This is a genomic window from Legionella pelazae, from assembly GCF_052527395.1.
In genome coordinates this window covers 17,175-39,959 of sequence record NZ_JBNVZS010000002.1, presented here as the reverse complement: position 1 = coordinate 39,959, position 22,785 = coordinate 17,175, and the positions used below count along the sequence as shown (strand labels likewise).

Below are 22,785 nucleotides of genomic sequence, written 5' to 3'. Positions count from 1 at the left end.
ATGAGAATAATTCTTATTTATCAAGGAGACTACACTATGCAGAGGATTGCTGAGAAAATTCTTGCTTTATTATTAAAACAAAAGCGGCAGGTTAAACCCTATGCATTGTATTGCCAAGGGGACTATTGCTCTAACTGTCAAGAACCACATATAGCTAAAGTAAGCCAAGCTATTAAAATGGAACAACCACTTACTTTAATTTTGCCTGCCTTTCCAGCGAAATCAGCAAATAGACAAAAAACCATTTCCTCTCATCCTGATTTAGGTGAAATTATGGGCTTAAAAAATCTCAATCAACTATGTCATGAAATAAAACAATTACATGCGCCTGGCGTTGAACTTATAATTTGCTCAGATGGCCGAGTTTTTAATGACTTAGTGTTAGTTACGGACGCTGATGTTGATATTTATCAACAAGAGGTTAAGTTGATTATTACAGAGAATAAATTAACTTATTTAAGTACCTTTTCTCTAGATGATGTTTACACTCATTGTAGCTATGAAACCATGCGGGAAAGGTTAATCAATGAATTTGGCGAGCCTCTAGCTTCATTAAAAAAACGAGTTCTTGCTAATGAAATACTCTTATATCAATTTAACGGTATTCATCGCTTTATTATTGAAGATCAATTGTATTTACGGCGAGATATTTCTAAAAATCAAATTCGTAAAGAAGCAAAACAAGTTGCTTATGAGGTGCTAAGACGCTCTAATGCCTGGTCTAATCTATTGGCAAACCATTTTCCTTATGCAGTCCGTTTGTCAATTCATCCGCAACCGTGCGGTTCAGAAAAATTAGGTATTCAATTTTTACCTTCTACTAATTGCTGGGCAACACCTTGGCATAATGTTTTACTTAAAAATAGACATTCCTGGCAATTAATTAAACGAGCAGAAGCAGAGCGTTTAGGCGCCACACTTAACCATGATCATTATGTCTTGGAGGCTAGCTAATGAGTACCGTACCAGTAGAATTTTCTTTTCAACCTTATCTTATTGAACATAAAAACCAAAATAGCTTAGTTAATTTTAACTTACAAGATCTTTTGTCTCAGGCTAGGCGCCACAAAGTAGTCCTGTTGCGAGGTTTTACAGCGCTTACTCGAGATGAGTTATTAAACTACTGCTCCTCCCAAGCAGCCCTTTTACACTGGGATTTTGGCCCGGTTATGGAAATGCGGCCCAATATTGATGCTAAAAATTATTTATTTACCCATGGCGATGTGCCTCTGCATTGGGATGGCGCCTTTTATCAAGAACCTCGCTTTTTATTCTTTCATTGCCTACAGGCGCCAGAGCAGAATACGGGAGGCGAAACTCTGTTTGTCAATACAGAGGCAGTTTGGAACGAGGCTCTAGAGCAGCAAAAACAAGAATGGCTTACTTATGAATTGACTTTTTCTACGGAAAAATTAGCCCACTATGGTGGCCATATTAAACGAAAATTCATTACTAAACATCCAGACACGGCAAAAACAATCATGCGGTTTGCAGAGCCTGTAGGGGAAGATTATCTTAATCCCGTGAAAGTAAATATTATTAATAAACTTGAAGAGGAATCATTAAAAATTCTTAAAACCATTAGTCTTTTAATGCGACAGCCCCGCTACTGTTATCAGCACCAGTGGCAAACTGGCGATTACCTTATTGCGGATAATTTTTCGCTCTTACATGGACGTAATGCCTTTAACCAAGTTACACCTCGTCACTTAAGAAGGATTCAAATTTTATGACAACTTATACTTTAATGCAGTTAAAACAAACAAGCTCCCCTGCCCAATTTGCTCAGCATTTATGCGAGATGGGGCCTTTATTTTGGTGGGATCCTGGTAAATTTTGGGTAATTACTAAATATGATTTAGCAAAACAAGTTTTATTAAGCCCAGATTTTAGCTGCGATCGCAGTCCCTTTTTTATTTCTCGTATGCCCAAAATGGATTTATCGTTAATCCAAGATTTTTTTAGGGTTGTTAGTAAAATGATGGTAATGAGTGATGTGCCTGAGCACACTGCAAGAAGACGCATATGTTATCATGGTTTTACCAATCAGAAACTAGCTGAATTAAAACCACTTATTGAACAAACCCTACTTAATTGTCTTAATTCTTTTATACCTAACAATTCTTTTGACTTTGTTAAAGAGATTGCCCAAGTTATTCCATCGACAACCCTTGCGGAGTTATTTGCTATCCCTGAAGATGAACGATTAGACTTTTATAATTGGTCAAATAATATGACCCAATTTTTTGGTGGTTCAACGAGTTATTTTAATGAAGATGGTATTAAGGTTAACAAGAGCGCGCAAAATTTATATAACTACTTTGCTGATTTAATTCACCGTAAACGCGCTAACCCAACTGATGATTTTTTAAGTATATTATTACAACATCAAGAACACTTCGGTTTAAGTGATGATGAAATTATTTCACAAGCAATTATGATGCTAGTCGCAGGACAAGTTACCACCACTGATCAATTATGTAATAATCTTTATATTATGCTATCTACGCCCGGCCTTTGGCAAAAAATGCTAGCCGAACTTAATTATTTAGATAATTATATAGAAGAAGCCAATCGTCTTGACCCTGCCGTAACATTTATCTTTCGTGTCACTAAAAATGATACTTATCTAGGCGATCAATTTATTAAAGCAGGTAGTGTGATTTTTATTTCTACACATGCTATTAATCGTGATCCTGAGTATTTTCCTGAGCCTGAAGATATAAAACTTGACTTGCGTTCGAATGCGCATTTTAGTTACGGTTATGGTGGTCATTTCTGTTTAGGGGCAAAGCTTGCCCGTATGGAGATGAATTTGGTTTTTAAAAGCCTATTACAATATTATCCAAATCTGCGACTTGCTAGCCACTTACCAGCTATTAGGAAGCATCATAGTTTATCTTTTTCTGGATTTGAGCAGTTATGGCTTAAATACAATTAACTTATTGATTAAAATAGTAAATGTAAGTGAATGCTAGCATGGCTATTAAAACTTTAGCTGCTTAAAGCACCACCATGAAAAGTTTTATGTGTGGTCTTATTAAGACCAGATTTTTTATAAAATGGCACAACTTGAGGAGACGAAATTAAAGCATAAAGAAAAGATTACGGGTGATGTATTGATTTCGCAGTAGGTATTTTATTTACTAGCGATTTAGAAGCACAATGTAATTAGCCTAATAGGCAGCTCTTATGCCATATTAATTATTAAATTTAAAGAAAAGGATCATATAAATGTCGAAAGTTGCATTTATTACTGGAGCCGCAGGAGGAATTGGTCAAGCGATAACGGAAAATTTTATCAAGCATGGCTATTTTGTAGCCTTAGTCGACCAACAGCGTGAACAGTTGATTAGGTTAACTCATGAATTAAATAAAAAATATCAACTCAAACCTGAAAAACAATTGAGGACTTTTAATATTGATATTACCGATTCAACACAGGTCAAAGCGACCGTTAACAAAATTTTATCTCAACACAATAAAATCGACATACTGTTCAATGGTGCAGGTATAGCACGTATTGGAGGTATTGATATGAGCCCTCAAAGTTTTGAGGAAATCATAAGAGTCAACTTATTTGGAACATTCAATTGTATTCATGAAATTGCACCTATTATGAAGAAACAATCTTCTGGTTATATTTTTAATGTAGCATCTCGGCAAGGCAAAATGGGGGGAGCTAACTTAGCAGGTTATGCTAGTTCGAAATTTGGTGTAGTAGGGCTAAGCGAATCCATATTGAAAGAACTCATTGATACTGGCGTAAAGGTAACCGCTTTATGTCCAAGCTATACTAATACATCTATGATGGATTTGTTAGATTTCCCACGCGAAGAAATGCTTTCCCCGGAAGACATAGTAAAAACGGTTAATTATTTATTGAGTCTTTCAACTCCCGCCTGCGTAAAAGAAGTACTTATAGAAGTGCGCAAATTGGTAAAACAACCTTTTTAGAAAATAAATTATACAAATGGCAAACGAAAAGACTATTAACTTAATAACACTTACACGTTTATATTAGCGATGTATATTATCTTCTTTTAATAATGGTAACCTCTTATTTGTTTATCACTTATTACCATTTGAATTTCAATGGATAATGGCTCATATAACGCTATCTGTCTCTAATTTGTGCTAAATCTGTCATGTTTATAACTTAAAATAGAATTTTGCAACTTCTAAATAATATATAACAAATAATAATTTATAATTAAACTCATTTAAACTTTTAAATCTTTGATTAATTAAAAATTCTTGCTCAAAAATTAATAGGCATTTAGTTTGCGATAACGTATTTAGTGTCTATTATTAATTAAAGATAGCTAATAATGAGATTAACTATTTTTAGGGATAAGGAGAGTAAAATGGATCATTTACAGCAAGAACAATATCAAGATCACTTTAGTCACAGACCTTGGTATAAACGGGTTAAGCAACGATTTATTGAATTTTTCCACAATAGACGCGATAACATTTCTAAAGCCTGTGCTACTGTTAAAAACTGTTCATGCGCCGCTATACAAAAAATCGTAGATAGGCCACTTCCTTATTTAATTATGGCTAGTGCGCTTGGCTTTTTCTTATCTTCTATATTACGTCATAAGTAAAAATTAGCTAATCTAGAAATTTAATTAAATTCTAATATAAGATGAAGTTAAGCTACTTCATCTTATGACTTTTGTTTAAAAATTGGAGGATGTATGCAAGAAAAACAACAACCACCACAGCATCAAAATCAGCAACCTGGTATTGAGGCAGAAATGACGCCAAAGCCTGAATATCTTTCTCCTTCCTATAAGGGAAGTGGTAAATTAAAAGATAAAGTCGCTCTAATTACCGGCGGCGATAGCGGTATCGGGCGCGCTGTGGCTTGTGCATTTGTTCTAGAAGGCGCAAAAGTTGTCGTTCATTATTTAAATGAAGAAAAAGATGCTAGAGAAACGCAAAGGATTATTGAGGAAGAATTAGGGGGCCAATGTCACTTAATTGCTCGTAATCTACAAACTTATCAAGCATGTGAAGAAATTGTTAATGAGACAATTAAACAATTTAACCGCATAGATATCATCGTTAATAATTGTGCCGAGCAGCATCCACAGCAATCTTTTGAAGATATTAGCTGTGAGCAATTAGAAGAGACTTTTAAAACAAATTTCTTTTCCTACTTCTATGTGATTAAAGCTGCGCTGCCTCATTTAAGAGAAGGTAGTACTATTGTAAATACGACCTCCGTAACAGCTTACAAAGGTAGCGATCATTTAATTGATTATTCATCTACCAAAGGAGCTATTATTGCCTTTACCCGCTCTCTTTCACAAAATTTAGTGGAAAAAGGTATTCGAGTTAATGCTGTCGCACCAGGACCCATTTGGACGCCATTAATTCCAGCCACCTTTTCCAAAGAAGAAGTAGCCGAATTTGGCAATCAGGTGCCTATGAAACGCGCTGGCCAGCCTTCAGAAATGGCACCTGCCTATGTCTATTTAGCTTCTGCTGATTCATCTTACATGACAGGCCAAGTTTTACATCCTAATGGTGGCGTGATCGTAAATGGTTAATTAAGTTCATTAGAACTCTATCATAATATTTAGTCCTAAATACTTAATTGGTGGATTTACGGTTTTCCGTACTATCCACCTATTTTGTTTGCATAATATTAACATCAATAAGCTTTAGTACTTGCACTTTCAGGCATTTCTGCACCTTTAGCTATTTGTTTGTAATTATAAAAATTATGAGCGCCAAAAGAATTATTAAACCCTAAATTTTATTTAAATTGAAAAAATCATCATTAAATCGTTAGCTTAGGCTATATTAATTGATAAGGGGTTAAAAATTATTATATGTAATTGAGGAAAGCTCATGATAAAAGGCCTGCTATTATATTTAGCAGTTACATCAACTTGTTTTTCCATGCCCTCGCTTGATTTTTTCCAGCAAAAAGTAGCTAATACTTATAATTTAATGGGTTTAATCACGTCTCTTTTTAATCCTTCTAGCGTACAAAGCGATGTACAAATTGACCCATTCAATGAAATTAAAGCAATGTTACAAAATAAAGATTATTTATTAAGTGGCGCAGTCATTAATAAAGTATTAACTACTTTAAAGTGTGCAACCATATATAATGTTGAGCATAATAATATTTTAGCGGTTATTGATTATTCTCTGCCGTCTAGTGAAAAAAGACTTTGGGTTTTTGATTTAAATCAGAAAAAGTTACTCTTTCATACCTATGTTTCACATGGCATTAATTCAGGCACGTTGTTATCTAATTATTTTTCTAATAAATATAATAGTAAAGCAAGCAGTATTGGGGTTTATGAAACGGATAAAGTTTATCGTGGCCGTGAAGGCTTGTCTTTGCAACTGACAGGTTTAGATCAAAGTTTTAATGATAATGCTGCAGGGCGTGCTATCGTTATACACCCAGGCTGGTATGTTGAAGAAAATTTTATAAAGAAGTATGGTAGAGCTGGCCGCAGTTGGGGCTGCCCTGCTCTGCCTGAACATTTGAGTGAATCAATCATTAATACTATCAAAGATAAAGCACTGTTAGTCATTTATTATCCAAGTGATAAGTGGTTTGCAAAATCAAAATTTCTAAATTGTGATAGTGAGCCGGTTATAGCAAATGATGATGCAAAACTGTTCCCTGACTTAAAGCCTGATGCAGATAGTATTCCACAAGAAGAAATTCTTTTTGTGGACTTAAATAAAAATAATAAGCGAGAGGAAAATGAACCTATTTTAGCAGTTACAGCTGATAATTATGAACGCTTCTTTCAGGCTAAAGTACCACTGAGTAGGATGCTGCGTCGGCAAATTAATCATACTGAATATGTTGCCCTTAATGGCTCTGAATTTAAAACTTTAGTAGTTACCAGTAATATTCTCCTTAATACCAACAAAGATGATTTAAATGCAGTTTATTTCATTATTCCTGAGGTCAAAATGCGCCGGGGTTATTATCAAACACAAATGAAAATTATTCTTTTAGGTAAGGCAAAAGATGTAAGGCTTAACAGTGCATCATTAATAGAGAATGGTGATACTAAAGAATATAATATTTATTTTGATGCCCAATCCTTTATTAGCTTAAAATCTACCAAGCAATTTATTCGTTGGCTTGGTCTTTAACCGCAGAAACGTTTGCAACATAACAATAAAGTAAAAGATGCAGGTTATGCAAGAGCTCTAATATTACAGTCCTCATCAAGCGTCAATTGTCCAGGTAGCGAGGCTAAATTATTCTCTGGAAAAATAACTCGAAAGCCAGGCTCTAAAATTTGTCCTAGCGGATTGGCTGAAATTTCAGAAGCCTTAATTTCAGCCCTTCTTTGCGATAAGAGTGCATACATTTTCTCAACATTACTACGCTTGCTTAGTTTTTTCTGACATTGATGAATAATTTTTTCGGCTTTCTTTTGATAAAATTCTTTGGTATGCGTTGTATCAATGAGATTTGCTAATAATTCCTCAGCAGCCTGATTTTTAGCATGCTTAAGATTATCAATAAAAATAGCAAGCCAATTAGAAGTATAGGTAATAGGAAGATATCGTAGAAGAGCACAACGTTTATTTGAAAAAGCAGGGTTAGTAATATCGATAGCTAATACATCAGAAATAAATTTATCAGTAACTAAGTCTTTATCAACTAGCACTTGGATTGCTAATTGATCTGATAATGCCTTTACTGGCGCAAGCCAAGCATGATCAGCATCTGTTTGATTGGTTTCAGGGAAATGACTTAAAGCCTTTGTGACTGCTGCTTGATAATGATGACGGGAAACAGTGATAAATGAGTTTTTTGTTACAGGCAGTAACCTTGAATCAATGAAAAAATGACTAGGAATTGTAATGGTGGCTTGACCTAACTCGTTAGGCAAATTATCAGATATAAAATTAATTTCAACTGGGCAAAACAAAGGCCTTAATTGCTCTTGCCATGTTAAATGATGATATGGAGAATTTTGAGTAAGTTTGTTCATACCTATTTTAACATTATGTGCTAATTTTTCTGCTGAAACTAAACTTATTAAGATTGTAGACAAATTATCATCTGGCTTTCTATAGCGTCGCCCACTAAGTTTTAAACAAGGCGCAAGTGAGCGAAGCGAAGGAGCGTACAAATAAGTACATGACTGAGCTGAGCAAGCTTGCAACGAAGTATAAAGCTTAGTGGGTGGCGCTATACCGCCAAAGTCTAATGGTCGACTTTGTGTCCACCAATCGTTATAGGGCTTATCTATCTCCTTCATAATAGGCCCACCTTGGCCATGGCAACCAGAACAACGCAGCCGCTGGCCAAATTGAGGATGAATGGGATCGCTTTGCAAATGAAGTTGTTTATTATCAGCAAAAATATCTAATGAATTGCCGCGATAAAACCATTGCCCTTTTCTGCCATCACCACGCAGTTCATAGAAATTAAATAGTTTTTTTTCATAATCCCAGGCAATGGCTTCAATCATTAAAGCGCCTTTTATAGGCTGTTGATTCGCAATTAAACGATTTTGCTCGTCAATATCAGTAAAATGGCCAAAGAAAAATTCGCCAGGTTTTATTAGAGGAATACCCGTTGCCTGTCCTCTAACTATTTCAAATAGACTAAAGCTACCAAGGTTTGGATTATGAAAACCACGGTTAGCCACTAATGTTGTATCTAAGGTTAAGTTTTTACCTTTAAGGAGAGCTCGGAATGCAAAAACATCGGTTGGACACTCTTTACTTCGTTCAACAATTAATCGCAAAGCATCATGGGTGGCAAGCGCTGCATGATTACTAGAATCCTTAAAAGAACAAGCAGACCAACAACATACAGCGTTATTTAAAAATATTAAAAAAAGAATTACCCGTAAGAACATCCATTTCCTATTAAATTTATGATGTGAATTTAGCGATATAAAAGCCTTTATCTCTTTTATATCGAACTCACATTAATTAAAGTAACGTAACCCAATTGCATCTCTTACTTCTATAAGGGTTTCTTTAGCTACTTCCCGTGCCGCAAGTGTTCCTGTAATTAGGATATCGAGTAATTCACTACGCTTTAATGACGCTCGTCTTTCACGTATAGGCTCTAATAAACTCTCTAAGGTTGCTGTTAGCAATTTTTTAATCACTGAGTCCCCTAACCCACCTTGTCTATAATGAGCTTTTAAAGCTTCAACTTCTTCTTTATCTGGGTGAAAAGCATCTAAATAAGCAAAAACGACATTGCCTTCAACCTGACCCGGATCGCTAACTCGCAAATGATTAGGATCTGTAAACATCATATAAACCTTACGTTTAACTTCCTCCGTATTATCAGCAAGGAAAATCGCATTACCTAAGGATTTGCTGGCTTTCGATTGCCCATCAATACCCACTAAACGTGGCGTCTTACTAAGGATAGCTTTAGCTTCTTTAAGGCAATTAGTATTATAAATACGATTAAACTTCCTGACAATTTCATTGGTTTGTTCAATCATAGGAACTTGATCGTCGCCAACAGGTACCTCTTGTGCTTTAAACGCGGTAATATCAGCAGCCTGGCTAACTGGATAACAAAAAAATCCTGCTGGAATCGATAAATCATAATTTTTCTGCTGAATTTCTGCCTTTACAGTAGGATTACGCTCTAAGCGGCCAAGCGTTACTAAGTTTAAATAATAAGTTGTTAACTCAGCAAGTTCTGGAATTTGTGATTGAATAAAAATAGTGCACTTAACAGGATCAATACCAACTGCTAAGTAATCTAGAGCAACTTCATAAACATTTTCAATAATCTTCTCAGGGGTTTCAAAATTATCAGTAAGCGCTTGAGTATCCGCAATCATGACAAATTGATTATATTCATCTTGAAGCTTAATGCGATTAGCTAATGAGCCAACATAATGCCCTAAGTGCAATTTTCCAGTAGGGCGATCGCCTGTGAGAATAATCTTTTTCATGAAAATCCTAAATTAATTAACTAACAATTAGAGATAAAAGGCGCTGATCATAAGGGGGATATCGCAAGAAGACAATCTTTCAGCTTAAGGTAATCAATATCAAAAAACCTTTGCCCCTTTTGTTAACACATTACTAACGGTATCCCTTGCAGTAATAAAAGAGCTAAATTGGCTTATCTTCTTTGCATGATATTAGACCATAAATCATTAAGATAATAGAATAGAAAATTATCATCTCTTTGTATCTAAGTTCCCTAATTAAATAGCTAATACTTAATGCTACTCTTCTTTTAGTTGATAATTTTTGATCTCTAACTGAGCCTTTGCTAATGGCTTTAACTTAATTTTTGCCAAGCCAAGTTTTTTAAGTAAGAGAATATAAATCCATCCTATATCTAATTCATTAGGGTAATAGGAAAATTTAGCAGAAGCCGGGTATTGATGATGATTATTATGCAATTCTTCACCAGCAACAAAAAAACCAAAACGGGTGATATTATATGAATTATCCTTAGTTTCAAAGTTTCGATACCCAAGATGGTGGCCTAAGCCATTGATAACGCTGGCCTGAAACAGGATTTGAAGTATCATTTGCAATGTCCACAAAGGAATAGCCCAAACGCCAAATAAAATCATTTCGATGATTAGTAAAATAATCGGCCCAAATATTGAATACTTACCATACCAATGTCTTTCTAAATAATCATTATCACCAATAATACCGTACTTGGCGACTTCTTTATTAGATTTTGCCTTATGGTAAAGTTCAAAGCCTGATGTAAACAAAGCTTTCAGGCCATAGACAACTGGACTATGGGGATCATTTTCGGTGTCGGTTGACTGATGGTGCGCTCGATGTACAGCAACCCAATCTCGTCGGGGGGTACCTGTTGCAAGCCAAAGCCAGAATCTAAAAATATGACGTATGGCAGGATGAAATTTTACAGCACGATGCGTCTCACTTCGATGTAAATAAATAGAAATCACAATCATAGTAAAATGACAAGCCAGGGCTAAATAGACGACTGCCCACCAGAAATTAATTCCAAGAAGTCCTTGAGTTACAGCAGGGTATAACAATGCTAAACCCCAAAATCCCATTATAATGGCAAATGTTATTAAACTATATTTAAAATGGGTGAAGTTAATTTTCTTAATTGCATCCATTAGACGATCTAATATCAGCATATTGGTCAAACTATCATAAGATTTACTTGTATTTAACCCTAGCTCTAGTTTATTAATCTCTTTCTCATCAAAAAGAGGTTTGCAACCAGTCCCCAATAGCCTGTCCCATAGGGGAGTAATAAGCCCGTAATTTCTAGTATCTTTATCCATTACATGGTGAAGAAGATGAGTCTTTGTGGTTACTATAAATGCACTTAACCAGCGCTCTATTTTTTCATTGCACTTAAGATTAGAGTGAGACCAAATTAAAATAATAGAGTTAACTATATCGTAAACCAGGACAACTAGAAAATATGGGCCAAATACAACAATCATGCTAATTTTATAAATATTAAACATAAAGTATTCAATGGGGTGAATACGCAGCGCTGTGGTAGCATTTATAGATTTATCAGAGTGATGAATTTTATGAAAATACCATAAAAATGAATAGGCATGACTCAATCTGTGATAAGAATAATATATAAAATCATTAATTAAAAACCATACTAGAAACACTAGCCAGATAGGAGCGTTAAAGAACTGGAAAAGTCCAATATTATAATTGTCGCAAAGCAAAGCAGCATAAAGCGTGCTTAAAGGAAGAATAGTAATTAGGGTTATAAGGCCTAAAGACCAATTCAATAATCGTCGTTTTTTTCTTCCTTCCTTACCCAGGCTGTGAAATGAATAAAAAGCTTCTAATACAATAAATAGCCCAATCATCATGAAAAAAATTAATGCCCTTATTATGCTATAAAAATCAGCATCATAAAAATCCACAGCCTACCTCTTACATGTACAACTAAATAACATTGATTATAGACCATTGCATAATTTTTGCTCCAACAAGTCTATTTTTATACTTTATAGAAGTTAGCAGATAAAAGAGCAAGCTGTTAAGAAGAGAGGGTCAATAATTTTTCTCTCTTTATTTACCGAAGATTAAACCAGGTCTAATTTTTAATTAATTACTAAAAATAATCAGCAAAATCAAAGTATCTTAGTAATTTCACCTATTCACTAATATTGCTGAAAATGAGCGTGTTCCATTAGTTTTGGACTTTTGCTTGGAATGTTGTCCCCATACTGCTAATGTATGTCGAGTATTTCCGTCAAAAAAAAATAATTTTACTTTTATCATTGGCAACAAAGAATCTAAAGAAATTACTAAAAATAGGAGCTAGAGTAAAAAAATACTAGTTTGGCCTAAAAGATATTTGCTAGTCTTAATAGCCTGTGAAGTTTAATTTACTATCTTAACTAAATCTTTTTCAAAGAATATTAAAAGGCAGTTTTTCTAAAATATCCGCTATTAAAATAGAATCGTCAGTACTTGCAATTTCATCATCTGTTAAAAGAGAGCGAAATGATCGATTATACATTTTTGGCAGCATTATTTTATCATCTTGGCTAAAAGCCGAATTAGACCAAGTTTCAGAAGGTTTAATTAATTGGGATGTCCAGCGTAAGGAAACTATAATTACATAGGAATTATCAAATTCTCTTGCAAATGCTATAACATGTTTTGCCAAATTACCCTGCACTTCTAAAGGGATATATTTTCCATGCATAAAAACATTTTTAAAGCGGCTTCTTATTTCCAGAAGCTTACGAGTGGTGTTTAATTTAATCCGGCCATCTTCCCAAGTTTTTAATAAATCAGGTAAGGGCTTATCAGTCAGCAAAGAAGTAAGATAGCTATAATCGACTAAGCTACGATTATCAGGATCAACTAGACTAAAACACCAGCCTTCACAACCTTGGTAAAAGTCAGGTGCACCTGGCGCTGTTGTTTTTAGGACTACTTGTGCTAGGGAATTATACATACCAAAAAAGGCTACCTTCTTTTGCAGTGTCGTAAAGCTCTTTAAAAACCACTGATCATTGAGCAAAGACTCAAAAAAATTAATGATTGCATTTTCATAAGCTTCATTAGGCGCAAACCAAGTTGTATGGCATTTGCGTTCTCTTAGTGCTTTGGTTAAAAAAGTATGTATACGCTCTTTAAACGGTTGATTAATACCATTAAAGGGCCAAATGCCTATTAAAATCTGATAGAGCATTATTTCATCATTATCATCGGGCGCTAATTGCTGATTTATTATAGTTTTTTTAGACTGATTTTGCTCCATCCACATCCTGACCGTTGAAATCCATTCTTCACTGACTTCACTTAAAACATTTAATCTGGCTCGTACATCTTCACTGCGTTTTGTATCATGAGTTGAAGTAGCATTTAGGCTAGCAGGCCATTTTTCTTGTTTAAGCTCATTATAAGCATGAAAATCTTGAAGTTTGCCTGCTCTTGTAAAATATTCCGGTGCGCCGCCTACTTCATTTAATGATAGGAAGGCGTTATACCTATAGCACGTTGTATCTTCAAATCCCTTAGCCATTAAAGGACCCGTTAAAACTTGCCAATTACTTAACCATCTAGCGCATTGTTGCTTTTGCTGCTCATTGAAATCTGCATTAAACTCTAATAACAGCACCTGCTTGATTTTCTCTAGTAAATCACGTCTTTTAGTATTTACCCTTTCAAGAATATTATTAATTAATTCTTTTTCCTGGGGCGAATAAAAATCTTGGTTACCATAAATTCTATAAATTGGCATTAAAGCACAAATTTGCAGCAAGATAATGCCTACTTCAGCCTCGTCTTCACCAATTAATTCTTGTAGCGTGGTAACTAGATTTTGGAATTCAGTATTAAATAATTTTTCAATCACTAAAATAATACTTTCTTGACGAATTTGCTCAACTGTTTTTGTTGAGTGAGTTAATGACTCATAAAAGGTAATAATTCTTTTTAAACCAGCTGGCTCTACATAAACTTGATTTAAACGATTTAAGAAATCGTACCCTGTTGTTCCATTAATTGACCATGTTTCTGGTAGCGTTTCATTAAAACCTAATATTTTTTCTACAATGATATAAAATCCAGGGCCAGTATGGTCTTTTAAACATTTAAGATAAGTTGCTGGACTGCGTAAACCATCAATATGATCTACACGAAGACCTTGAATTAACTTCTCATTAATTAATGAAAAGAGTAGTTGATGAGTTTTATTAAAAACCTCTGGATCTTCAACCCTCATACAAACTAATTCATTAATATCAAAAAAGCGGCGATATACTAATTTATCCTTAGAATGCGCCCAATTGACATCAAATAAAAAAGCAAACTCTGAATCCTCTTGCTTTTTAAGAACATCTTGCCAATAAATATTATGCTCTGTAGATGCCATGTGATTAGGCACAATATCCACACAAAGACTCAAGCCTTCTTCCTGTAACCTTAAACAAAAATGCTTAAATCCTTCGTAACCTCCTAAGTCCCGGCTTACCTCGTCATAGTTAGTTGCGTCATAACCATGCGTACTTCCAGGTTGTGCTTGCAAAATAGGTGAAGTATAGATATCAGAAATACCTAACTTTTTTAAATAATCTAACAGGAGCTCAACTTTCTCAAAGGGAAGATCTTTATTAAGCTGCACTCTATACGTCGCTAGCGGAATATGCATATTCGATCTCCAAATCAAGTTGGTTAGCTAACTCTGTTAAAAGAGGATTTTGCTGATTTTGTTTATTTTCCTTTAATAATTTATACACTTCATTTTGCATATGCCATAAGTTAACGTTGACCGGTATTGTTTTTACAAGAGCCACTAATTTAATTAAGTATTCTAAGAAATCTTTATCATTAATATGATGTTCAATCACCATGGCATTATCATGCACCATATGATTTGCATGAAACTCGATGGTTTCTTGATCTAATCGAACGTGTAACCGCTCTGCTTTATCAAATATCGATTGTAAATCTTCAATATCTGGATTCGGGCCTAGGAAGAGATGTACAATATCAGTGTTAATTAATGAATTAAGAGCGCTTTTAATTGTCCTTGGTAACTCAATACTTAAATCAGAAATAAAATTAATCATCGGCGCATTCTCATCGAAGAAGCGTCGATAATTTAATTCTAAATCGGCTAAAGAAGCAGACAATATTTCTTCGGTAATCCTTAATTTCGTATCGTAAAATAAGTCTCGTAAAGAAATAGTATCTTCACCAAAGTAATTTTCAAATAGTTTTACAACCTGAAAAATATCGCCAGTACTAAACGTCTCGTGTAATGTTTTGCCTATTTGTTCTAAGGACTCATGCGGATGCTTAATTGCACATATTAAATTATGATCGCCTTGATAAAAAAGCCAATACCAAACCCTTAATGACTCTGTTGTTAGCTTAGAAGTAATAAGTAACTCACCGCTAATTAACTGGGTTTTACCTTCAATTGTTTTTTGTGTATTAATCAATTCACATTCGTAGCAATACATGGCCACTTTATCTTCATAAGCCATAAAAGGTAAACTTGCAGCTAAGTGAGCAGATACATTAAATAAGTCAATGCGAAGCGGTTTAACAAACATATTGTATAATTGAGCGCCATTTTTAAAACGGGGGAAATTAGAGGGCGCTAAGGCTAGTTTTTCAATAAACGTTTCTTCAAAGCTTTGGCCAGTTAATTCTGTATGCAACTGAATAACACGGGCAGCGTATTTCATAATTTGCACTGTTTCAATGCCAGACAATTCATCAAAGAACCAACCGCAACTTGTATACATCAACATCACATGGCGTTGTAGCTCCATCCACTTTAAAACAATTTCCTTTTCATGCTGCTTTAATTTCTTTTTTGCATGTTTTGCTAAAAATGAACTTTGTTTACTACGATTGAGAATGACTTCAATATAATCATTTCTAGCTTCCCAAGGATCTTTGACTAAAGCGCTTACTCTCTTTTCAAACACAGGAATCAATTTATCACGTAGCCAATCTAAAGCCTGGCGTAATGGACCTCGCCATTCTTGATGCCAACCTTGGCCATTATTACAACCACAATTACTTTTCCAGCGTTCTACACCATGCGCGCAACTCCAAGAAGAATGCTCCCAAATTTCAACTTCAAACTCAGGTGGTTGAATTTCTAGGAAATAACCATAGTTTACAATTGCAACATCGCTTTGATGTTCAATATAATGAAGTGCGTAGGCAAGACCCATATCACCATGTGGATGATGATGACCATAGGTCTCTCCATCAGTAGCGATATGCATTAAAGTATTTGTTGTCCATTGCGGCGGAAAGGCATCTAATAGACGATGAGCAAAATGTTCTCCGTGCGTTAATAATTTTTCAAAAGCAACTGCTTTAGAAACACCGCCATCATAAAAGAAAAGAGTGATTGTGCGGCCAGAAGGTAAATGCTGTAAATAAGGTGTCCCTATTGTAAAATCACCATGCCAATCTTCATCACTATTAAGACGTCTAACATGCTGTAATTGATTGGGCGCAAGAATGGTGAATTTAATACCAAGCTCACTCATAATATCCAATGTTTCTAAATCAACTGCTGTTTCTGATAACCACATACCTTCAGGACTACGGCCAAAGTAATACTCAAAATCCTTAATTCCCCAATAAATTTGTGTGTATTTATCCTTTGAATTAGCAAGTGGCATAATCATGTGATTATAAGATTGAGCAAGTGCATTTCCGTGGCCATTCAAACGCTCTTGGCTTTTAGTATCTGCCTCACGTAATAACTCAAGTAAGTGTGGATTTTTTTCACTGATCCAAGAAAGTAGCGTAGGTCCAAAATTAAAGCTCATTTTTTCATAATTATTAGAAATAGCAGTAATTTTTCCTTCAGAATTTAAAATTCTAGAGGCTGCGTTAGGCGCATAACATTCCTCTGTAATACGTTCATTCCAGTCATGATAAGGCGCTGCTGACTCCTGATTTTCCACAGCCTCTAACCAAGGATTTTCGCGTGGTGGTTGATAAAAATGGCCGTGTATACAAAGGTATTTATTAGTCAATTTCTGCTATCCTTTCAAAAAGTAAAACGCCAAACGGCTTAAGTTGAGCATTAAACTGTGGGTGTTCTTGCGCTAGCTCTACTGATTCATAATCATAGGAGTCTAACAATAACCTTAACCCCTCTGTATTAATATGTTGCTTATAATCAAAGTTTTCATTAGAAAAATTAGCAATAAGTAAGATTTCATTTTGTCTGTTAGTCCGTTTGATTAACCATAACTTTTCATCTTCGAACAGCTCAAAAGATAAGTTATTTTTGTTTAATTCAAATAAGGCTGGGTGGTTACGGCGAATTTGAATAAGTCGCTGATAATATCGCCACATACATTGATGTTCTTTTTTCTCTTTAAGATCATGATTTAATTTACTTTGATGATAAGTGTTAGGATCATAAGGATCAGGCACCTCAACACTTTCATGAAATGCAAATTCTTGTCTGCGCCCTTGACGCACTGCTTCAATAAGCTGTTCATCTGTGTGGCTAATAAAATATTGAAATGGTGCAATTTCACCATATTCTTCTCCCATAAAAATAAGTGGAATATAAGGAGAGAAAAATAATAAAGCTGCTCCAAAGCGAAGCTGTGCTGGTGAAAGGATACGTGTTAAGCGATCGCCGTTAGGACGATTACCAATATGATCGTGATTTTGCATAAAAACCACAAAGCGGTGGCCTGGAATAGCTTGTGAACTTACACCGTGTGGCTGCTTGCGAAAGGGAGAATATTCACCTGAATAGGCATAACCTTCCTGGTAGGCTTTTAGAAAATGTTTTATATCGCCATAATCTTGATAGTAAGTATTGCGTTCCTTAGTAAGAAGGGTATGTAGAGCATGGTGAAAATCATCATTCCACTGGGCATGCAACCCGAACCCATATTCTTCTTTAGTCCTAATAAGTCTTGGATCGTTGGCGCTGCTTTCTGCAATTAAATAAAAATCCTGTCCTAAAGCTTGAGATAGCGCTCTTGTTCTATCGGCGAGTTCCTCTAAAAAAGGATAAGCAGAAGTATCAACAATTGCGTGTAAAGCATCTAAGCGTAGTGCATCAATCCCATATTCAGAAAACCAATGAAGCGCATTTTCAATAAAATAATTCCGCACACAATGACTGTATTCGCCATCAAAATTTAAGGTTTTACCCCAAGGCGTGCTATATTTGTCTGTTAAGTATGGGCCAAATTCAGTAAAAAAATTTCCTTCTGGGCCTAAATGGTTGTAAACCACGTCTAAAATAACAGCTATCTCTAAGTCATGACACGCATCTACTAATTGCTTTAAACCTTGCGGTCCACCATATGTATTTTGTACAGCAAAAGGAAGCACGCCATCATAACCCCAATTTCTATCGCCTGGAAATTGTGCGACTGGCATAAGTTCAAGGGCGTTAATACCCAGTGCTTTAAGTTCTTTCAAATAGGGAATAATGCCCGTAAATGTACCTTCTTGGGAAAAAGTTCCTACATGTAGTTCATAAATAATATAATCGGCTAACAACGTTGCCTGCCAAGATTTAGGCCTTGTTTTACTAATAATTTCTGATGGCCCAAGAACCCCTTCAGGCTGATAATCAGAAGCTAAATCGGGTAGCGACTTGTTTGCAAAGCAATAGTAATAGCGATCACCTGCTGTGACACTAGACGTGGTGAGTTCAAAATAACCATCCTCGCCTTTATGCATCTCTAAATAATAAATCGTCCCATTTTGAGAAAGGATTTTAATTTGCATATGTTTAGCAAAAGGGGCCCATACGCAAAATGTACAGGAGCCATCTTGAGCCAGGTTAGCACCTAATGTCCTTGTTATTTTTCTATCCATTTATAAAAGCTCACACTTAAGCCTGGTAACGTTAGGCTAATTGAATAATCTCTGTAATGAAATGGGTGTTTTTCCGTATCTAATAGATTGTCTTGATTGCCTGCCCCACCATATTGTGTTGCATCACTTGATGCAATAAGTTTCCATCTACCTTGCTTAGGGACACCAACTCGGTAAAAAAATCGAGTCACAGGCGTACAATTCAGTACTACTAATATTAGCTCACTATTAGCTGATTTGCGTAAAAAGCTATACACACTACTGTGAGCATCCTCACAATCAATCCATTCAAAACCAGCCGCCTCATGATCAAAATCATGCAATGCTCTTTCCTCTTTATAAAGCTTATTTAAATGAGTAACCCATTTCTGTAAACCTTGGTGCAATGGCCAGTCCAAAACATGCCAATCAATACTTACTTCATGATTCCACTCACTCTTTTGACCAAACTCATTACCCATAAAGAGTAATTTTTTACCCGGCAGGCCAAACATGTAGCCAAATAACAAACGTAAATTAGCAAAACGCTGCCATTCATCGCCAGACATTTTAGAATATAAAGAGCCTTTACCATGCACACTTTCATCATGCGATAAAGAAAGGGTAAAGTTTTCATTAAACGCATAAATCATCCGAAAAGATAGTCGATGTTGATGGAAACGACGATGGATAGGATCAAGGTGAAGATAAGACAACGTATCATGCATCCAGCCCATATCCCATTTAAAACCAAACCCAAGACCACCAATATAAGTAGGTTTTGAAACACCAGGCCAAGCAGTTGACTCTTCGGCAAATGTTTGAACATCAGGAAAATAATGATAAACTGTTTTATTTAAGGTCTGTAAAAAATCAATGGCTTCTAAATTTTCGTTACCACCATGAACATTAGGAATCCATTCACCTTCAGAGCGTGAGTAGTTTAAATACAACATAGAAGCAACTGCATCAACACGTAAACCGTCAATATGATATTGCTCTAACCAATATAAAGCGCTACTAATTAAAAATGACTTCACTTCATGGCGGCCATAATTGAAAATGGCACTTTTCCAATCGGGATGAAACCCTTTTCTAGGATCACTATGCTCAAATAAATGGGTACCATCAAAATAAGCTAAACCATGTTCATCATTTGGAAAATGAGAAGGCACCCAATCAAGTATGATACCAATATTATGTTGATGTAGATAATCAACTAAATATTTAAAATCATCTGGATTGCCATAACGGGCCGTTGGGGCAAAATACCCAAGTGTTTGATATCCCCAAGAGCCATAAAAGGGATGCTCCATAATAGGTAGGAATTCAACGTGGGTGAAATTCATTTTTACAACATACTCTGTAAGCAAAGGTGCAAGTTCGCGATAATTTAAAAAACGTCCTCCTTCTTCAGGGACTCGCCGCCAAGAGCCTAAATGGACTTCATAAATAGAAATAGGTGCATTTAAGCGTTGATGCTCCCGCCGTTTATTCATCCATTCTTCATCATGCCATTGATAATTAGAATGCCAAACGATAGAAGCTGTGTTTGGCGGCACTTCTTGCAAAAAGGCGAATGGATCTGCTTTTTCTGTCCTGTAGTGATGATACTTTGATTCAATATAAAATTTATATAAATCACCTGGGTTCGCATTGGGGATAAAAGCTTCCCAAATTCCAGAGTCATCTACTGTGGACATAGGGTTTTCGCCACGATTCCAAAAATTAAAGCTTCCTACAACAGAAACATACTGTGCGTTAGGCGCCCATACTGCAAAATAAACGCCTTTTATCCCTTTTTTAGAAATATAATGAGCGCCTAAATGATCATAGAGCTGGTAGTGTGTTCCTTCATTAAATAAATATAAGTCATCTTTACTTACCAGAGAGAGCTGTTTAGGCTTTTTAGAAATTTTAGCTTTTTCTGGCCTTAATTCTTTTATTATATGCAAGAGATGATTTACAGTTGACATTGTTTTAATCTGCTCAATAGAATAAGCAAATTTCCTGCGCCAATTAGGTTTATCAGGCCCACTAGCAGGTATATTTTGAGGCTCAGTTTCTTGCCATAAATCTTCAATATTTAAAGTTAAAATTTTAGCTTTACTCGCAGCGAGAAATTTAAGACTTGATTCAAGTAAATTATCTTCATCTAATTTGTGCTTAGCTAAAGTCTCCCTTAAGAATAAAATTTGCTTTTTCCGTGTCTGAATAGCGTCATGATATTCTTTTGAAGATAAATTTTTTTCTTGTTTATTTTTTTCAATATCCAAGCCTTGACAAAATGCAAAGAAAGTCGGCATATCATGTGTGTTTAAACTAGTAAGCATCAATTCATGTGTAGGTTCAAGTTGCATTTTTGATTCTAATAAATATTGGGTAATATTCATCTGAATCATGTCATGCTGTTGCATCATTTCATCCGTTATAGGTGGAACAGAACCTAAATTCTCACCAATGATAGCCGCTTTATGACGATTAGATTCAATGGATAAAATGGCATACATTTCCTCTGCTGGGTATTGCACATAAGCGCCTTCAGCAATTGGAAAATTATCAGGAATCCAAAATAAGCGATTGAAACTCATCACATGATCGATGCGTAAAATGTCAACATATTGAAAAATATTGCGCAACATTAAAATAAAGTAGTGGAAGTGCGTATTTTTTAAAGTTGTTGGGCTTAAAGGTGGCGCTCCCCAATTTTGGCCCTGTTTAAAGACAGGATCGGGAGGCGCGCCAATACTAATCCCTTCTAAAAAATTATCCTGAAAATACCAAGTATCAAAGCCATCTTTATGAACGCCCACAGGTAAATCTAAATAAAGAAGCTGCCCACGTTTATTAAGTTCTTCTTTAAATGCCTTTAATTGCTTATCAAACTGCCATTGTGCTAGGAGATGGTAATTATAGTATTTTTCTAGACTGGCATTTAATTTGAGCCTGCCATTCTTTTCTCTAGCAGTCCAAGCATGCCAGGTTTGATTATCTACCTCATTTTTAGCTCTAAAAAGGGAATATTGATCAATTAAAGGGCACTTTTTGCGGTAAGCATTAATTTCCTCTTGCAATTCTGAATCAGCTAAAAAGGAATCAATATATTTTTCAAACTGCTGTCTCTTTAATTTGGCTGCCGCTGGATAATCAACTAAACCGTTGTCTTTTAAATTTTCATTGCTATCTGCATAGCTTTCCTCTTCTGTTTCATCATCCAGATGATGCAAATTAAGATATAAATCATTCCAGAATAAACGGCTAACGGGCGAGTAAGGACTGGGTTCACAATGGCTTTCAGAAAAACTAGCAAAGAAAGGCATGGTTGCAACAACCTTGGCCCCCTGGTCAGCTAACCATTGAGAAAAAAAGGCAAACGTTGATAAGTCACCACAATGCTTTGTGCGTTCATCATGAAGCGCATAAATTGGGGCAAACATGCCATAACACCGCTCTTTATCAATATTTTGTGTATAAAGTTTGGTGGGCGCTGCAATTAACAAGCTTGAGTAATTTTTTGATAAAAAAGTTATTTTTAATTCATGGTAACCCAGTGGTAGTGTAGGCAGAGAAATTAATTTTTCTATGTATTTTACGCCATGTGCTTGTTTGCGCTTTGATTTAATTTTACTAAGCTCAACTGATTCTTCAATCAAAGATCCGTCCTCAAGCTTAATCTTATAATTTAGTTGGCCTTTTATTTCGTTCTCAGCTAAAAGAATAGGTATATCTTTAACTTTACCGTCCCAGATGACAATATTTTTATCAATCTTTTCAGTAATTCTATTTTCAATCGATTTTTTTAAAAACTCAGGCGCTTGTTCAATTCTTTCTATAGGAATTCCTAAGCGTTTTAAAAGGCATAGAATTACATCAGTTGTCGCTATTACCTTTTTTTTCCAGGCATTTTCATAAGAAAGTAGAATGCCTGCATCTTTAGCTAAATCTAAGAGTGCTTTCTTTAAATCATTCTTATCTACTTTATCCTTCAATTTT

14 protein-coding genes are annotated in these 22,785 nt (G+C 35.3%); 7 read left to right on the top strand and 7 right to left on the bottom strand.

The features are described 5' to 3' along the window. Positions 1-36 precede the first annotated feature (36 nt). The 7 genes from ACQUW5_RS02535 (at position 37) to ACQUW5_RS02505 (ending at position 7,143) form a co-directional block, all read left to right on the top strand. Positions 37-954 (top strand): L-tyrosine/L-tryptophan isonitrile synthase family protein, encoded by a 918-nt coding sequence (locus tag ACQUW5_RS02535; protein WP_444989642.1) that lies wholly within the window; start codon positions 37-39, stop codon positions 952-954. Then, positions 954-1,733 (top strand): TauD/TfdA family dioxygenase, encoded by a 780-nt coding sequence (locus ACQUW5_RS02530; protein WP_444989641.1) that lies wholly within the window; start codon positions 954-956, stop codon positions 1,731-1,733. The genes ACQUW5_RS02535 and ACQUW5_RS02530 overlap by 1 nt, the downstream gene beginning before the upstream one ends. Beyond that, entirely contained in the window at positions 1,730-2,941 is a 1,212-nt protein-coding gene (locus tag ACQUW5_RS02525) for a cytochrome P450 (protein ID WP_444989640.1), read from the top strand. The genes ACQUW5_RS02530 and ACQUW5_RS02525 overlap by 4 nt, the downstream gene beginning before the upstream one ends. A 293-nt stretch (positions 2,942-3,234) precedes the next feature. Further along, positions 3,235-3,957 carry an SDR family oxidoreductase gene (locus ACQUW5_RS02520; RefSeq protein ID WP_444989639.1) on the top strand — a complete coding sequence of 241 codons (723 nt, stop codon included), beginning with the start codon at positions 3,235-3,237 and terminating at the stop codon, positions 3,955-3,957. A gap of 410 nt (positions 3,958-4,367) precedes the next feature. Further along, positions 4,368-4,610, top strand: a complete 243-nt coding sequence (locus ACQUW5_RS02515) for a hypothetical protein (RefSeq protein WP_444989638.1) — start codon at positions 4,368-4,370, stop codon at positions 4,608-4,610. Between the two features lie 93 nt (positions 4,611-4,703). After that, complete coding sequence (locus ACQUW5_RS02510; protein WP_444989637.1) at positions 4,704-5,561, top strand: SDR family oxidoreductase; 858 nt, start codon at positions 4,704-4,706, stop codon at positions 5,559-5,561. Between the two features lie 304 nt (positions 5,562-5,865). Beyond that, on the top strand, positions 5,866-7,143 hold the full coding sequence (locus tag ACQUW5_RS02505) for a murein L,D-transpeptidase catalytic domain family protein (RefSeq protein ID WP_444989636.1): 1,278 nt from the start codon (positions 5,866-5,868) through the stop codon (positions 7,141-7,143). Between the two features lie 44 nt (positions 7,144-7,187). Here the strand turns inward: ACQUW5_RS02505 and ACQUW5_RS02500 are convergent, their stop codons facing one another. The 7 genes from ACQUW5_RS02500 to glgB form a co-directional block, all read right to left on the bottom strand. Further along, positions 7,188-8,870 (bottom strand): hypothetical protein, encoded by a 1,683-nt coding sequence (locus ACQUW5_RS02500; RefSeq protein ID WP_444989635.1) that lies wholly within the window; start codon positions 8,868-8,870, stop codon positions 7,188-7,190. 72 nt (positions 8,871-8,942) lie between these two features. Then, positions 8,943-9,938 (bottom strand): tryptophan--tRNA ligase, encoded by a 996-nt coding sequence (gene trpS / locus ACQUW5_RS02495; RefSeq protein ID WP_444989634.1) that lies wholly within the window; start codon positions 9,936-9,938, stop codon positions 8,943-8,945. Between the two features lie 279 nt (positions 9,939-10,217). Next, positions 10,218-11,888, bottom strand: coding sequence for a sterol desaturase family protein (locus tag ACQUW5_RS02490; protein WP_444989633.1), 1,671 nt, complete (start codon positions 11,886-11,888; stop codon positions 10,218-10,220). Between the two features lie 491 nt (positions 11,889-12,379). Next, entirely contained in the window at positions 12,380-14,632 is a 2,253-nt protein-coding gene (gene treY, locus ACQUW5_RS02485; RefSeq protein WP_444989632.1) for a malto-oligosyltrehalose synthase, read from the bottom strand. After that, positions 14,607-16,994, bottom strand: a complete 2,388-nt coding sequence (locus tag ACQUW5_RS02480) for a DUF3536 domain-containing protein (RefSeq protein ID WP_444989631.1) — start codon at positions 16,992-16,994, stop codon at positions 14,607-14,609. Before ACQUW5_RS02480 ends, treY begins: the two co-directional genes overlap by 26 nt. Then, positions 16,987-18,813 carry a malto-oligosyltrehalose trehalohydrolase gene (gene treZ / locus ACQUW5_RS02475; protein ID WP_444989630.1) on the bottom strand — a complete coding sequence of 609 codons (1,827 nt, stop codon included), beginning with the start codon at positions 18,811-18,813 and terminating at the stop codon, positions 16,987-16,989. The genes ACQUW5_RS02480 and treZ overlap by 8 nt, the downstream gene beginning before the upstream one ends. After that, the gene (gene glgB / locus ACQUW5_RS02470; protein ID WP_444989629.1) at positions 18,798-22,781 is read right to left on the bottom strand and encodes a 1,4-alpha-glucan branching protein GlgB; all 3,984 of its coding nucleotides are present in this window, start codon (positions 22,779-22,781) and stop codon (positions 18,798-18,800) included. Before glgB ends, treZ begins: the two co-directional genes overlap by 16 nt. Between the last annotated feature and the right edge of the window lie 4 nt (positions 22,782-22,785).